This window comes from Streptomyces sp. ActVer, from assembly GCF_027270795.1.
Lineage (GTDB): Bacteria > Actinomycetota > Actinomycetes > Streptomycetales > Streptomycetaceae > Streptomyces > Streptomyces umbrinus_A.
The window spans coordinates 1-12,678 of record NZ_JAPWHT010000049.1 but is presented as its reverse complement, the minus strand read 5'-3'; the positions used below and the strand labels follow the sequence as shown (position 1 = coordinate 12,678).

12 protein-coding genes and 1 pseudogene are annotated in these 12,678 nt (G+C 70.7%); 8 read left to right on the top strand and 5 right to left on the bottom strand.

The genetic code is table 11. The features are described from left to right. Positions 1-97: 97 nt before the first annotated feature. The 4 genes from O3Q52_RS11120 to O3Q52_RS11105 form a co-directional block, all read right to left on the bottom strand. Positions 98-676: a hypothetical protein gene (locus O3Q52_RS11120; protein WP_269648623.1), complete on the bottom strand. Its 579-nt coding sequence runs from the start codon at positions 674-676 to the stop codon at positions 98-100. Between the two features lie 78 nt (positions 677-754). Further along, the gene (gene htpX, locus O3Q52_RS11115) at positions 755-1,657 is read right to left on the bottom strand and encodes a zinc metalloprotease HtpX (protein WP_269648643.1); all 903 of its coding nucleotides are present in this window, start codon (positions 1,655-1,657) and stop codon (positions 755-757) included. 5 nt (positions 1,658-1,662) lie between these two features. Next, positions 1,663-1,941 carry a hypothetical protein gene (locus O3Q52_RS11110; RefSeq protein WP_269648622.1) on the bottom strand — a complete coding sequence of 93 codons (279 nt, stop codon included), beginning with the start codon at positions 1,939-1,941 and terminating at the stop codon, positions 1,663-1,665. After that, positions 1,938-2,714 (bottom strand): PspA/IM30 family protein, encoded by a 777-nt coding sequence (locus tag O3Q52_RS11105; protein ID WP_269648621.1) that lies wholly within the window; start codon positions 2,712-2,714, stop codon positions 1,938-1,940. The genes O3Q52_RS11110 and O3Q52_RS11105 overlap by 4 nt, the downstream gene beginning before the upstream one ends. A gap of 397 nt (positions 2,715-3,111) precedes the next feature. Between O3Q52_RS11105 and O3Q52_RS11100 the strand changes: the two genes are divergently transcribed. Next, on the top strand, positions 3,112-3,591 hold the full coding sequence (locus O3Q52_RS11100) for a general stress protein (RefSeq protein WP_269648620.1): 480 nt from the start codon (positions 3,112-3,114) through the stop codon (positions 3,589-3,591). Between the two features lie 164 nt (positions 3,592-3,755). Here O3Q52_RS11100 and O3Q52_RS11095 read toward each other — a convergent pair whose 3' ends face one another. Then, positions 3,756-4,628 (bottom strand): universal stress protein, encoded by an 873-nt coding sequence (locus tag O3Q52_RS11095; protein WP_269648619.1) that lies wholly within the window; start codon positions 4,626-4,628, stop codon positions 3,756-3,758. Between the two features lie 384 nt (positions 4,629-5,012). Here O3Q52_RS11095 and O3Q52_RS11090 point away from each other — a divergent pair, with 384 nt between their 5' ends. The 7 genes and pseudogenes from O3Q52_RS11090 to O3Q52_RS11060 all read left to right on the top strand — a co-directional run. Then, a complete protein-coding gene (locus tag O3Q52_RS11090; RefSeq protein ID WP_269648618.1) occupies positions 5,013-5,630 on the top strand; it encodes a hypothetical protein in 618 nt (205 codons plus the stop codon). After that, on the top strand, positions 5,627-6,706 hold the full coding sequence (locus O3Q52_RS11085) for a cytochrome b N-terminal domain-containing protein (protein WP_269648617.1): 1,080 nt from the start codon (positions 5,627-5,629) through the stop codon (positions 6,704-6,706). The genes O3Q52_RS11090 and O3Q52_RS11085 overlap by 4 nt, the downstream gene beginning before the upstream one ends. After that, positions 6,706-7,020, top strand: coding sequence for a hypothetical protein (locus O3Q52_RS11080; protein ID WP_269648616.1), 315 nt, complete (start codon positions 6,706-6,708; stop codon positions 7,018-7,020). Before O3Q52_RS11085 ends, O3Q52_RS11080 begins: the two co-directional genes overlap by 1 nt. A gap of 2 nt (positions 7,021-7,022) precedes the next feature. Then, the gene (locus O3Q52_RS11075; protein WP_269648615.1) at positions 7,023-9,590 is read left to right on the top strand and encodes a cation-translocating P-type ATPase; all 2,568 of its coding nucleotides are present in this window, start codon (positions 7,023-7,025) and stop codon (positions 9,588-9,590) included. Between the two features lie 90 nt (positions 9,591-9,680). Further along, entirely contained in the window at positions 9,681-9,839 is a 159-nt protein-coding gene (locus O3Q52_RS11070; protein WP_269648614.1) for a YHS domain-containing protein, read from the top strand. Positions 9,840-10,016: 177 nt separating this feature from the next. Beyond that, positions 10,017-11,552, top strand: coding sequence for an MFS transporter (locus O3Q52_RS11065; RefSeq protein ID WP_269648613.1), 1,536 nt, complete (start codon positions 10,017-10,019; stop codon positions 11,550-11,552). 663 nt (positions 11,553-12,215) lie between these two features. Further along, positions 12,216-12,678 (top strand): annotated as a pseudogene (locus O3Q52_RS11060) (cytochrome c biogenesis protein CcdA); the annotation flags it as partial.

The window sequence follows — 12,678 nt, the reverse complement described above, 5'->3', positions numbered from 1 at the left end:
CCCTCCACACTTCCCCGGGCGCTCCCTTCAGGGTCGCGTTGGCTGGAGAGGGCCGCAGCGCGGCCCAGGCGCACCCGTCAGAAGGGTGGCCGCAGGTTCACAGGCCGGGGGCGCCCCAGAGCGGGAACCAGCGGGTCAGGTCCTCCTCGACGCGCAGGTCGTCCTTGATCGTCGCCTTGACCTGGAGTTCCAGCGGGTTGTCGCGTTTCTGGCCGGGCAGCGGAGCGAACGGGTAGAAGGTGCCGCGCTTGTAGAGGTAGACCAGCGCAAGCGGGCGCAGCTCGGCGTCGTGGAACGTGACCAGGGAGCACAGGAGTTGCGGGCCGAAGCCGCTGTCCTGCAGGGCGGTGTTCACCGCGTGCAGGTCGCTCACGAGGGCGGGCAGGTCGCCGGGGTCGCGACGGGAGAGCAGCCATGAGTAGCCGTAGGTGTCACGGCTGAACTCCACCGGCATTCCGGCCCGTTGGGAGTCCGCGTCCAGGAGGGCCCGTACGTCTTGCTGGACTTGGGCGAATGCCCCGCCCTCGATGGCGGCGAAGCACACCGAGCCCGCTCCGGTCGGGGTGAAGCCGCTCGCGGCCTGGAGGGTGATGGCGGCCGAGGGCAGGCCGAAGAGCTGGTCCAGGTCGGGCTTGACCGGCTTGGTCCGGCCGAACAGGACGTCCAGGAAACCCACGGGGCCGTCAGCTCCTTCTGCCCGGGCCCGGCTCGGGCGGGATACGCCGGGGCGGGCGGCCGGGGCGGTGGTGGGTGGTCATGCCGCCTCACCCAGCTCCACTGAGATGGCCGCGAGCGCCTCCAGACGGCGTTCCAGGCTGGGGTGGGTGGAGAACATGTTGGCTACCGCCGTGCCGGGCCCGAGGGCGGGGGTGAAGAAGAACGCGTTGAACGCCTGGGCGGTGCGCAGGTCCTGGGTGGGGATGCGGGCGATGTCGCCGCTGACTTTGGTCAGCGCCGAGGCCAGTACGGAGGGTTTCCCGGTGAGCATGGCCGCGGCGCGGTCGGCGGCCAGTTCGCGGTAGCGGGACAGGGCCCGGATGAGCAGGAAGCTGAGGGCGTAGACGAGGGCGGAGACCGCCATGACGATGGCGAGCAGGGCGGCGGTGTTCTGGTCGCGGTTGCGTCCGCCGAACAGCTGGGAGTAGAAGGCGAAGCGGACGATGAGTCCGGCGATCACGCCCAGGAACGAGGCGATGGTGATCACCGCGACGTCGCGGTGTGCGACATGGGAGAGCTCGTGCGCGAGGACGCCTTCGAGTTCATCGGTCTTCAGACGGCGCAGCAGCCCGGTGGTCACGCAGACGACGGCGTGGTCGGCGTTGCGGCCGGTGGCGAACGCGTTCGGCAGGTCCATCTCGGAGATCGCCACCCTGGGTTTCGGCATGTCCGCGGTGGCGCACAGCCGGTCGATGACCCCGTGCAGCTCGGGCTGTTCCTCGCGACTGACGAGGCGGCCGTGCATGGCGTACAGGGCGATCCGGTCGGAGAACCAGAACTGCGCGACCAGCAGGGCGGCGGCGATCACGACCACCAGGACGACGGACTTGAGCAGCACGATCAGCGCGGCGATGAACGCCACGTACACCAGCCCGAGCAGGAACATCGTGACCGCCATGCGGGCGGTCAGCTGCCGGTCGGGCTCGAAGCGGCTGCGCATCGTCATCACCCCGGGATCAGGCCCTCGTCGGAGAGCAGTTCGCGCACCTGCGTGAGGCTGGTGTCCGCATCGGGCAGCACCAGGTCGGACGGTGTGATCCTTTCGTCCGGCAGGGGTGTGCCGAGGCTGCGTACGGCGTCCAGCAGGGCTGACAGGGCGGCGGTGAACGCGGGCTCGTCGTCCGCGTCGGCGGCCGACTGCAGCGCTGCGTCCAGCTCGTTGAGCCGGTCCAGGTGCTCGTCGGTGATCTCGTACTGGCCCTCGCCGAGAATCCGCATGATCATGATGTTGCCTCCTGGTCCGGCGGTGACTGCCTGGTCCCGCCGCTCTCCACGGCCGGCGGGGTGGAAGCCGCCGGGAGCTGCGCCTTCATCATGGCCAGTTCCTTGTCCACGTCGCTGCCTGCGGTGACGCGTTCGAGTTCGGCCTGGATGTCGTCACGGCCGGCCGGCAGGGTGGCGTCCTCCAGCGCGCCGGAGGCGATCAGTTCGTCCAGCGCTCCGGCGCGGGCCTGCAGCTGCTCGGTTTTGTCCTGGGCCCGCTGCATGGCCAGACCCACATCGCCCATCTCCTCACCGATGCCGGTGACGGCCTCGGTGATACGGGTCTGTGCCTCGGCCGCGGTGTAGGTGGCCTTGATGGTCTCCTTGCGGGTGCGGAAGCTGTCGACCTTCGCCTGCAGGCGCTGCGTGGCGAGGGTGAGTTTTTCCTCCTGGTCCTGCAGCGACGCCTGCTGGGTCTGCAGGTCGGTGATCTGGGAGGCCACGGCGGTGCGCCGGGTCAGGGCTTCGCGGGCGAGGTCCTCGCGCCCGGCGGCGAGTGCCTGCTGGGCCTGTCCCTCCAGCTTGCCGCCGGATTGCTGCAGCTGGCTGATCTGCAGGTCGACGCGTTTGCGGCTGGTGGCCACATCGGCCACGCCGCGCCGCACCTTCTGCAACATCTGGAGCTGCTGCTCGTAGGAGTAGTCCAGGACCTCGCGGGGGTCCTCGGCCTTGTCCAGGGCCTTGTTCGCCTTGATCCGGAACAGGGCGGCTATGCGGTGAGCGATGCTGCTCATTACGGCCGCCTCCTCTCGACGGGGGTGAGGAATCAGCCAGGCCACTCGGCGGACACCTTCAGGCTCCGGCCCGGTGGTCCGGGCCGCAACCGCGATCCCTGGTGTTCCCGGCCATCCTCGCCCCGCGACACCCACCGGGGTAGGGACCAGCGGTCCCCACGCGGGGCCGGTCGGGCCCTGCACCGGGCCCGCACCCCGGGAGCAGGCTCGACGAAGCCGACCAGTACCGCTGTGGCCGAGGTTCCTGCTCGGCGGCCAGCAGCCTGTTCGGGCCCGCGTTCTGCAGAAGCTCAACACCGCCCTGCTCTTCCGCCCCACATGCGCTCACCCACGCCAGTGCGCGTTGCACGAGAGGTGGCACGGGCGCAGTCTGCTTGATGACGAAGGGAGTCCTTCGATGACCCAGCACCCGCCCACTGCGCAGGTCGACCGTCCGGTTGTCGGCTCGTACCCGACCTACAACGGCGCCCAACGCGCCGTCGACTTCCTGTCCGACAACGGATTCCCGGTGGAACGCACCGCGATCATCGGTTCCGACCTGCGCACGGTCGAGACCGTTCTCGGCCGTCTCACCCGCGGCCGGGCCGCCCTGGCGGGGGCAGGCACCGGCGCCTGGTTCGGCTTGCTGATCGGGCTGCTGCTGTCGGTGTTCGCCGCCGGCAACCACCACGTTCTGGTGCTGATGCTGAGCGGGCTGGCCTACGGCGCCGTTTTCGGCGCGGTCTTCGGGTTCGCCGGTCATGCCCTCAGCGGTGGCCACCGCGACTTCTCCTCCCGCAGCCAGATCGTGGCCGCCCGTTACGACGTGGTCGCCGACGCCGAGGTCGCCGAGGAGGCCAAGAACATGCTGATCAAACTCGGCTGGCGCGAAGACTGACCCCCACCGCCCTGGTCACGCTGGGCAGGGCGGCGGATGCCCCATTCCCTGTGGTGGTTTATTGGTGTTTGCGCCGGTTCCGTCGGCCACTGACCGGCTGTGTCCGTCCTGATGAGGACACGGCTGGCGCGGGTGCGGCCCGTGAACGGCACGGATTCACCGGATCAGTCGTGAGCGACGACAGCGACCGGGCATATGGCGTGGTGAATGGCGGCGTGGGCTACTGGACCGATGTCCGGTGCAAGGGCGGGGCGGTCCCGCCGACGGCCCACGACCAGGAGGGCGGATCCTGACGCCACGGTCGCCATGGCCCGTGCGGCGCTGTCGAACATGACTTCATCGATGACCCGCACTCCGGGGAACTTCTCCTGCCATGGGCGCAGGACTGTGCGCAGTTCCTGGCCCACCGCACGCGCGACGGCTTCGGCGGCCTCGGGGCTCGGGTACCACAACGCGGAGGCCGGGACCGGCAGACTCCTGCAGTGGACGGCACGGAGTACGGTGCCGCGCCGGGCTGCGGCAGCGAAGGCGAACTCCAGCACCTCCTCACATCGCCGGCGCAGGCTCAGGCCCACAACCACGCTGGTGGCTTCAGCACGGGATGCCTGATCGTTCTGCTGCTCGCCGGCGCGGACCAGAACGACGGGACGGTCGGCTCGTGCCACCACGTGCAGGCCGATGTCGCCGAGGAAGAAGCCCGCGACCGGGCCGATGCCTCGTGAGCCGAGCACCAGTATCGCGCAGGCTTCCCCGGCAGTGAGCAGTGCGTCGGTGGTTTCCTCCGAGACCAGGTCCGTAGTGATGGGCAGACTTGGGTGGAGCTCGCGCAGTTCTCTCTCCGTATCGCGCAGGAGGCGCTGGGCCCAGTGGTGTTGCGTGTCCTTGGCCGGGATGTCCGCCGCCGTGGGCGCGAGCGGGACCCACGCATGGACCAGCCGCAGCGACAGCCCGCGCCGCACCGCCTCATCTGCCGCCCAGCGCGCAGCGGATCGGCTCTCCGGGGCCCCGTCGAGGCCCGCGGTGACGACTGCTTCCATGGCCGGTACCTCCGTGGGGCACGACGTCGGCATGGCGGACAGGCTTCCCGCATCGACCCGATGTGGCAGGGGCACGCCCTGGGGGCATGGCCAGCCTCCCTGCTCCTTGCCCGACCAGCATCCATCGTCCGGAAGTCCTCCGCATTCCCGAGTAGCCCGCGGAAGCACTCGTCGTCCCCGCGTGACGGCATGGCCCACTACTGACCGGGGCGCATACGTGTTGCTGCCTGATGGGACCGGCGGGCCGTCGCACGTCGCCGTCGGTGCGCGGAGGAGTGATGACCTCAGGGTCTCGGCGGGTCACGGAGCGGGATCCCTCCCGGTACCCACCAGTCTCTAGGGAGACAGCGGCGCTGGTCAGGCAGCCGCGGAAGGGAGGCACTCATGGGTGAGGACCCGCCCGCCCGGAGAAGAAGCCCGCGGTCGAGGCGGTACGGCCGCCTCGCCCTCCGGAGTGCCGTGGCGCTGGTCGTCACGGTGCTCGTCCTGGTCCTCATCCCAGTGTTCCCTGGGCAGGCCCGGGCGGATGAGGAAGAGAGCCGGGAAGCGCCGGTGCTCGTCGAGCAGGCCATCGCCCTGATCGCCAACGACGCAGGCGAGGAGCGGGTGGGCGAACGTATCGAAGACGCCCTGGAGGCCCCGGACAAGGAGGGCGTCGACCTTGGTCTCGTCCGTCAGGCCCTCGAAGTCGTGGAGGGTCCGGGGCCGGACGAGACTGCCTTCCCACGGGCGCGCGTCCTACTGCTGGACGCGCTCGGCGGGAAGCTGCCCTCCTCCCCGCAGAGCGGCCGGTTCGCGACGGGAACCGAGACCGGCACGAGCGCGGTGCTGGACGAGTTCCGGCCCGCGCGCGGCATCGCCGACGCCGGGGACGCGGTCCTGCTCGGCCTGGCCCTCGCCGCTGTCATCAGCGGGCTGTGGCTCTCGCACAGGCTGCGTCCCCCGCACAGGATCCGTGAGCTCGAGCGCCAAGCCGCCCGGCAGAAGGGCAAGAGGCCATGACAGCCGACCAGACATCGCCGAGCGGCGGCAAGAGTGCCGGACCGGCTCACCGCGGCCGGCTCCACCGCGCGGTCGACGCCATCGATGAGCGCATGGGCATCAAGGCGCTGACCTATCCAGTGCCCGAGCACGCCAACAACCTGGGCTGGAGCCTGGGCGGCATCACCGCGGTGGCGTTCGTGATCCTCCTGGTCACCGGGATCTACATCACGCAGTTCTACACACCCATCCCGGAGGACGCCAACGAGTCGGTGCGCGACCTGGTGACCGACGTCTGGCTCGGCGGCTTCGCCCGCGCCTTGCACTACTGGGCGGCGCAGGCGATGTTCGTCTTCGCCCTGCTGCACCTGCTGCGGGTGTTCTTCCACGCCTCGTACAAGAAGCCGCGTGAGGGCAACTGGGTCGTGGGCGCGGCGATGTTCCTGCTCACGTTCCTGGCCGTGTTCACCGGCACCGTACTGAAATGGGACCAGGAGGGGTACGAGGCGCTGATCCACAATCTGGACGTGGCCGAACTGCTCGGCGGCGCCGGGATCTGGTTCACCTCCGAGCTGACCGACCGGGTACCGATTCTGCTGCGCCTGTACAGCGCGCACGTGGTGATCATCCCCGGCCTGGTCCTGCTGCTGTTCGTGTGGCACGCGCTGCTGGTCAAGCGGCACAAGATCTCAACCCATCCCGAGATCCCGGTGCCCGAGGTGGAGACGCCCGAGCCCTTCACCGCGCACCTGAAGCGGGTGGCAGCCTTCGGCCTGGTCCTGCTAGGTGTGCTGTCCGTCCTCGGCGTGCTGGTGCCGCCCGTCGTCGGCCCGACACCGGTCGAGGGGATCGAGGTCACTCGCCCCCTGTGGATGTTCTGGTGGTTCTTCCCGATGGAGGAGTGGTTCGGCGTCGCGTCGATCGCGTACGTCATCGCGGGCGTGTTCGGGCTGATCTTCCTGGTGCCGTTCCTCGACCGGAGCCCGAAGCGGCGATGGCGCGAGCGCAAGCTCGCCCTCGGCGCTGCTGTCGTGTTGCTGCTCGCTCTTGTCGCCATCACCGTCCAGGTTTGGATCGCCAACCCGAAGGGGCACTGATGGCCGCCACCGACGTCAAGCGTGCACGGCGCTGGTTTTGGGCGCTCACCGCCACAGCGATCCTCGCCACGGGCAGGCTGTACTACGGGCTGCAGTCCGCTCCCGGGCCCGCCACCGGAATCCTCGTCCTGGGCAGCTCCCTGATGCTGGCCGCGTCGGTCGTCCAGGCGGCCCGGATCCTGGCCGCGCTCACCGCCCCGCCCCGGCTCCGGCTGTTGCCCAGGCGTGCGGCCGGGGGACAATCGGCCGCAGGCTCTCACCACCGGCGCTCCGCCCGCCGGCTGTCCCGGTCTCACCCGTCGAAGGAGGGGTGACCGTGCCTCATCACGCGGACCATCACGATCACGGCACGTCTGGGCACGAGGGACCTGGCAAGGAGCGCAGTACTGCGGTTCTGGATGTGCGCGGCCTGGCGTGGGCGTCGCAGCAGAGCACCGTCGCGACCGTGTTGGGGCGGCGCCCTGGCGTATTTCAGGTTGAGGCCAACCCGGTCGCGCAGTCGGCGACCGTGGTCTTCGATCCGCGGCGTACGTCGCTGGCCGAGCTGCGCCGCTGGGTGGAGGAATGCGGCTACCACTGCGCGGGCCAGTCGGTACCGTCCCATGTCTGCGATCCGATGGCCGAACCCGATCCCCTCGTCGCTGAGACGGAGAACCGGCACGCGGCTCATGAGGGCCATGCCGCGCCGGTGGCCGCTCCGACCGCGCCCACAGAGCACGTCGAGCACGTCGAGCACGCGGCACCCGAGGCTCCCGCCGAGGCCGAGGGGATGCCGACGCCGCACGAGCTGATGGGGCACGGCGGGCGCGAGGCCATGTCGATGGCAGCGATGGTGGCCGACATGCGCAACCGCTTCCTGGTGGCGCTGTTGTTCTCGATCCCCATCGTCATCTGGTCGCCGATCGGCGAGGACGTCTTCGGCCTGGACGTCCCCGTTCCCTTCGGGCTGCGCCAGGATGTCTGGGCGCTGCTGCTGAGCCTGCCGGTGATCTTCTACGCGTGCTCGATCTTCTTCGACGGCGCCGTACGGGCCCTGCGCGCCCGCACCCTGGACATGATGGTGCTGGTCGCGGTCGCCGTCGGCTCCGGCTGGCTGTACTCCCTGATCATCACGCTCACCGGGGGCGGTGACGTCTTCTACGAGGCGGCCACCGTGCTGGCCTCGTTCGTGCTGCTCGGCCACTGGTTCGAGATGCGCGCCCGGGGCGGCGCCAACGACGCCATCCGCACCCTGCTCGACCTCGCTCCGCCCAAGGCCCTCGTCGTACGCGACGGGGAGCTGGTGGAGGTGCCCACCGCCGAGGTGCTGGTCGGCGATCTGCTGCTGGTGCGGCCCGGAGCCAAGATCGCCGTCGACGGGATCGTGGAGGAGGGTGAGAGCGAGGTCGACGAGTCGATGGTCACCGGGGAGAGCCTTCCGGTGCATAAGGCCCCCGGCTCGCAGGTCGTCGGCGCGACCATCAACGCCAACGGCACGTTGCGGGTGCGCGCTACCAAGGTCGGCTCGGACACGGCGCTGGCGCAGATCGTCAAGCTCGTCCAGGAAGCGCAGAACTCCAAGGCTCCGGGGCAACGGCTCGCTGACCGGGCCGCGTTCTGGCTGGTCTTCGTCGCCCTGATCGGCGGCGCCGCGACGCTGGCGGTCTGGCTGCTGGCGACCGACCGCTCGCTGGGCACCGCGATGCTGTTTGCCATCACGGTCGTCGTCATTACCTGCCCGGACGCCCTGGGACTGGCCACCCCCACGGCGATCATGGTCGGCACGGGGCTGGGGGCCCGGCGCGGGGTGCTGTTCAAGAACGCGGTCGCTCTGGAGGCATCGGCCGGGGTCCAGACCGTGGTCATGGACAAGACCGGCACCCTGACCAAGGGCGAACCGGAGGTGACCGACCTGATCGCCTTCCCGGCATGGGATGAGGGCGAACTGCTGCGTCTGGTCGCGGCGGTGGAGCGCGAGTCGGAGCACCCGCTGGCCGAAGCCGTCGTGCGGTACGCCGACAGTCGGGCTGTGGACGCGGTGAGTGCCCGGCACTTCGAGAACGTTCCCGGCCACGGTGCGACCGCCGTTGTCGACGGACACCGGGTAGCGGTCGGAAACCGCCGACTGGCGATGCGCGAAGGCGTCTACCTTGGCCAACTGGCCGCCCAGCGGGAGAAGTTGGCCGCCACCGGCCGCACCGTTGTCATCGCCGCCGTTGACGGCCGGGCGGCGGGTCTGATCGGCATTGCCGACGCGCCCCGGGAGACCTCGGCCGCCGCCGTGGCCGAACTGCACGCCCTCGGCGTCGAGGTGGTCATGCTCACCGGCGACAACCAGGCCACCGCAGAGCGGATCGCAGATCGTTTGGGCATTGACACCGTCATCGCCGAGGTCCTGCCCGGGGACAAAGCGGCCACGGTGGCCGAGCTGCAGCGGGGTGGCCGTAAGGTCGCCATGGTCGGCGACGGCGTCAACGACGCCCCGGCCCTCGCCCAGGCCGACCTCGGCATCGCCATCGGCGCCGGCACGGACGTGGCCATCGAGACCGCCGACCTCGTCCTGATGCGCTCCGACCCCCTGGATGTGCCCACCGCGCTGCGCATCGGGCGCGGCACCCTGCGCAAGATGCGGCAGAACCTCGGGTGGGCCATCGGCTACAACGCCATCGCCCTGCCCATTGCCGCAGGCGTCTTTGAGCCCGCCTTCGGTCTGGTGCTGCGCCCGGAGATCGCCGCGCTGTCCATGTCCGGGTCCAGCATCATCGTCGCCGTCAACGCCCTCGCATTGATACGCCTCCACCTGCCCGGCGCGCCACCGTCGCCCGCCGACCAGCCCCCCAGCGCCCCGGCAGCCCCCGTCACCGGCGAGAGCGCCGGGCCCGACACCGGCCGCCGCGCCGCCTGACCTCCGACATCGCAGGGCCGTGGACAGCCTGCCCGCTACGCCGAACGGCGCACACCAGTCTGATGACAACCAGCAATACAGGAGGAGACCATGGCGACGAAGGCCACCGACCCCGTCTGCGGCATGATGGTTGAGGAATCCCCCACCACGCCCCGTATCAGCTACCAGGGGCGGACCTACCTGTTCTGCAGCGACGCCTGCAAGGCGCGTTTCACCGCAGATCCGGACCGATACACGGAGAACCAGTGAAGCCGAGCCGGCGGAGTGGACCGTGATCGGCATGGACGTGCAGCGTGCGGCGTACATCGAGAGCGGATCGGCATGCGCTGGCGCCGGGTCATAAGCGCTGCCCTGGTCGGGGCGAACGGAGGAGACGATGGTGAACGGCCCCGCTCGCCGACCGGCCGCGACGCCACGCCCCACCGCGTGAGCGTCGGAGCAGAGCCTGAGGCCGGTGTCCCTGCCGGCCCGGCCGGTACGGCGGCAGCTGCGCATGCGTGGTGGTTGCTGGGGACCGTTTGTCTCGCGTGGTTCCTGGTGCTGCTCGACGACACCGCAGCGGCCATCGCGCTGCCTTCGCTCGGGCGTGATCTTGGTCTTGGCCTGGCGGGGCTGGAGTGGGTGGTCAACATCTACACCCTCTCCTTCGCGGTGCTCACCCTGTGGGGCGGCATGCTCGCCGACCGGCTCGGCGCGCGACCGGTATTCCTCGCCGGGCTGGCGGCGTTCGTGGCCTTCTCGCTGGCCTCCGGCCTGGCGCCGACCGGCGGCGCACTGATCGGCATGCGTGCCGGGCAGGGCGCCGGGGCCGCGCTGATGGGACCGGCCGCGCTCGCCCTGCTGTGCACCTCATTCACCGGACCGCGCCAAGGAATGGCTCTGGGCGTGTGGTCCGGCGTCGGCGCCACCGCGCTGGCCATCGGCCCTCTGCTGGGCTCAGTCCTCACCGACGCCTTCGGCTGGCGGTCGATCTTCATCCTCAACATCCCGCTCGGCGCCGCAATGCTGATCACCGCCCGTACCGTGCTCCCGAGGCCCCAACTGCCACCCCGCCACGGGCGGATGGACATTGCCGGCGGGGCCGCCTCGGCCGTCGGCCTCTCGGCGGTCGTCTTCGGCCTCACCCAAGCCAACACCTACGGGTGGACATCGCCGACGCTGTGGGCCGTACTGGGCGCCGCCGTGATCGGTTTCACGCTCTTCGCCGTGATCGAACGCCGCACCGCCCAGCCCCTGCTGGACCGGGCGCTGCTCCGGCTGCCCAACTTCCTGGCCGGCAACATCCTCGGCCTTGTGAGCCTGGCCGTCATGTGCAGCCTGTTCTTCTTCCTCTCCCTGTACCTGCAGTTCGCGAGCGGATTCTCGCCGGTGCGGGCAGGGCTCGCGCTGCTGCCGCTGACCCTCCTCATTGCCGTGGTGGCACCCGTGACCGGGTGGCTGGTCTCCCGCGTCGGCGCCCGCACCTTCATCGCCGGTGGAATGGCGCTGACGGCCGTCGGGCTTCTCGTGCTGGCCGGAATCGACGCGGGATGGCGCGCGTGGCAACTGCTCCCCGGTCTCCTGATCACCGGCGTGGGTATCGGGCTGACCACTACGCCGATCACCACGGCCGCGATGGGCGACGTTCCGCCGGAACGCACCGGTGTCGCGAGCGGCACCCTGAACGCCTCGCGGATGGTGGGACTGTCGCTGGGGATCGCAATCATGGGCGCCATCGTGGCGGCCCAATGGCCAGGCGACCTGGCCGACTCCGGTGTCGATCCAGGGGCGTTCACCGACGGCATTGCCCTCGGCTTCCAGGTCAACGCCGGGATCGCGCTGGCCGCCGCCGTGCTGGCAGTCGCTGCGATCCGCACAGGGACCCGACGCCAGCGACAACCACCCTCGGCGACGGCGGCTGGGACTTCTGGGTCACCACTGCCACCCCCGGTCAAACCGCCTCGTCGGCGTTCCGCGGAATGAATGTGGGCCTGGCTCTCCACAGGGAGACGAGGGTGAGCACCGTCATGACAACCGTGTCTGCGGTTGGGAGCAGGAGGGCGGGCCAGTTCAGCCAGCCAGTGAGCACGGTCAGCCGCCCGTTCACCGTGGCCACCAGCACCGATCCTGTCTTTCGCCGAGATCCTCAATCCCCAGTGGAGGGCGCTCGCAGCCGTACCGCCCTGCCTCTGGCCGCGGCCGCCACCGCCGCACTCACCCTGTCCGCGTGCGGCAGCGACACCAAGGCGAGCTCCATCCGTGCGGCTTCGCCCTGCTGCCCGCCTGGATCACCGCCACCCTCGGCGAAGCCGACACCTCCCCGCTGCCGGTATGTCTCACCCGCGCCCTGCGCTCCGGCGCCGCCCTCACCCTCGGCTTCGCCGGCACCCTCGCATCCGCCGGGCGCATCGTCAGCGCCGGAGCCCGCGCCCTGATCAGCGCCGCCCCCTGGCTCGGCCTGGCCACCGGCATCATCCTGCTGCTCCTCGGCGCCGTCATGCTCACCGGCCGCACACTCAGCCTGCGCCTGCGCCTGCGCCTGCGCCTGCACCTGACCACCGGCACCAGCCGGTCGGCAGGCCCGCCGACCGCCCGGCGCATGGCCGCCTTCGGCGCGCCGCCGCCTCCCTGTCCTGCACCTTCGGCGTGCTGCTCGCGGTCATCGCCCAGGCCCAGGCCACCGCCAGCCTCGCCGGACTCCTCGCGGTCTTCGCCGCCTACGCCGCCGGATCAGCCGCCATCCTGCTGCTCATCGCCATCACCACCGCCGCTGCGGGCGCCGCCCTCACCCGCAAGATCACAGCCCTGGCCCGGCACGGCACCCGCATCACCGCCGCCGTCCTCGTCCTCACCGGCGCCTACCTGGCCTGGTACTGGTACCCCGGCGGCCCCGCCACCGCCACCCCCGGCGGCGGCCTCGCCACCTGGTCCGCGGCTGCGACCGCCTGGATCCAGGGCCACACCACCGCCATCGCCGTCACCGCGCTCGCGGTCGTCCTCGCCGTGGCGGCCGCCGCCATCTACCACCGCAGGCGGCCCGCCCGCCATGGCGCTCCCACCGGGGCAGTCCCCCTGGCCGAGGCGGACTGCTGCCCGCCGCCCCAGACCG

What these genes read in the sequence shown, in the direction of transcription:
- O3Q52_RS11105 (WP_269648621.1), bottom strand. Translation starts at nt 2,714, where the DNA reads ATGAGCAGCATCGCTCACCGCATAGCCGCCCTGTTCCGGATCAAGGCG.
- O3Q52_RS11070 (WP_269648614.1), top strand. Translation starts at nt 9,681, where the DNA reads ATGGCGACGAAGGCCACCGACCCCGTCTGCGGCATGATGGTTGAGGAA.
- htpX (WP_269648643.1), bottom strand. Translation starts at nt 1,657, where the DNA reads ATGCGCAGCCGCTTCGAGCCCGACCGGCAGCTGACCGCCCGCATGGCG.
- O3Q52_RS11085 (WP_269648617.1), top strand. Translation starts at nt 5,627, where the DNA reads ATGACAGCCGACCAGACATCGCCGAGCGGCGGCAAGAGTGCCGGACCG.
- O3Q52_RS11095 (WP_269648619.1), bottom strand. Translation starts at nt 4,628, where the DNA reads ATGGAAGCAGTCGTCACCGCGGGCCTCGACGGGGCCCCGGAGAGCCGA.
- O3Q52_RS11110 (WP_269648622.1), bottom strand. Translation starts at nt 1,941, where the DNA reads ATGATCATGCGGATTCTCGGCGAGGGCCAGTACGAGATCACCGACGAG.
- O3Q52_RS11080 (WP_269648616.1), top strand. Translation starts at nt 6,706, where the DNA reads ATGGCCGCCACCGACGTCAAGCGTGCACGGCGCTGGTTTTGGGCGCTC.
- O3Q52_RS11100 (WP_269648620.1), top strand. Translation starts at nt 3,112, where the DNA reads ATGACCCAGCACCCGCCCACTGCGCAGGTCGACCGTCCGGTTGTCGGC.
- O3Q52_RS11090 (WP_269648618.1), top strand. Translation starts at nt 5,013, where the DNA reads ATGGGTGAGGACCCGCCCGCCCGGAGAAGAAGCCCGCGGTCGAGGCGG.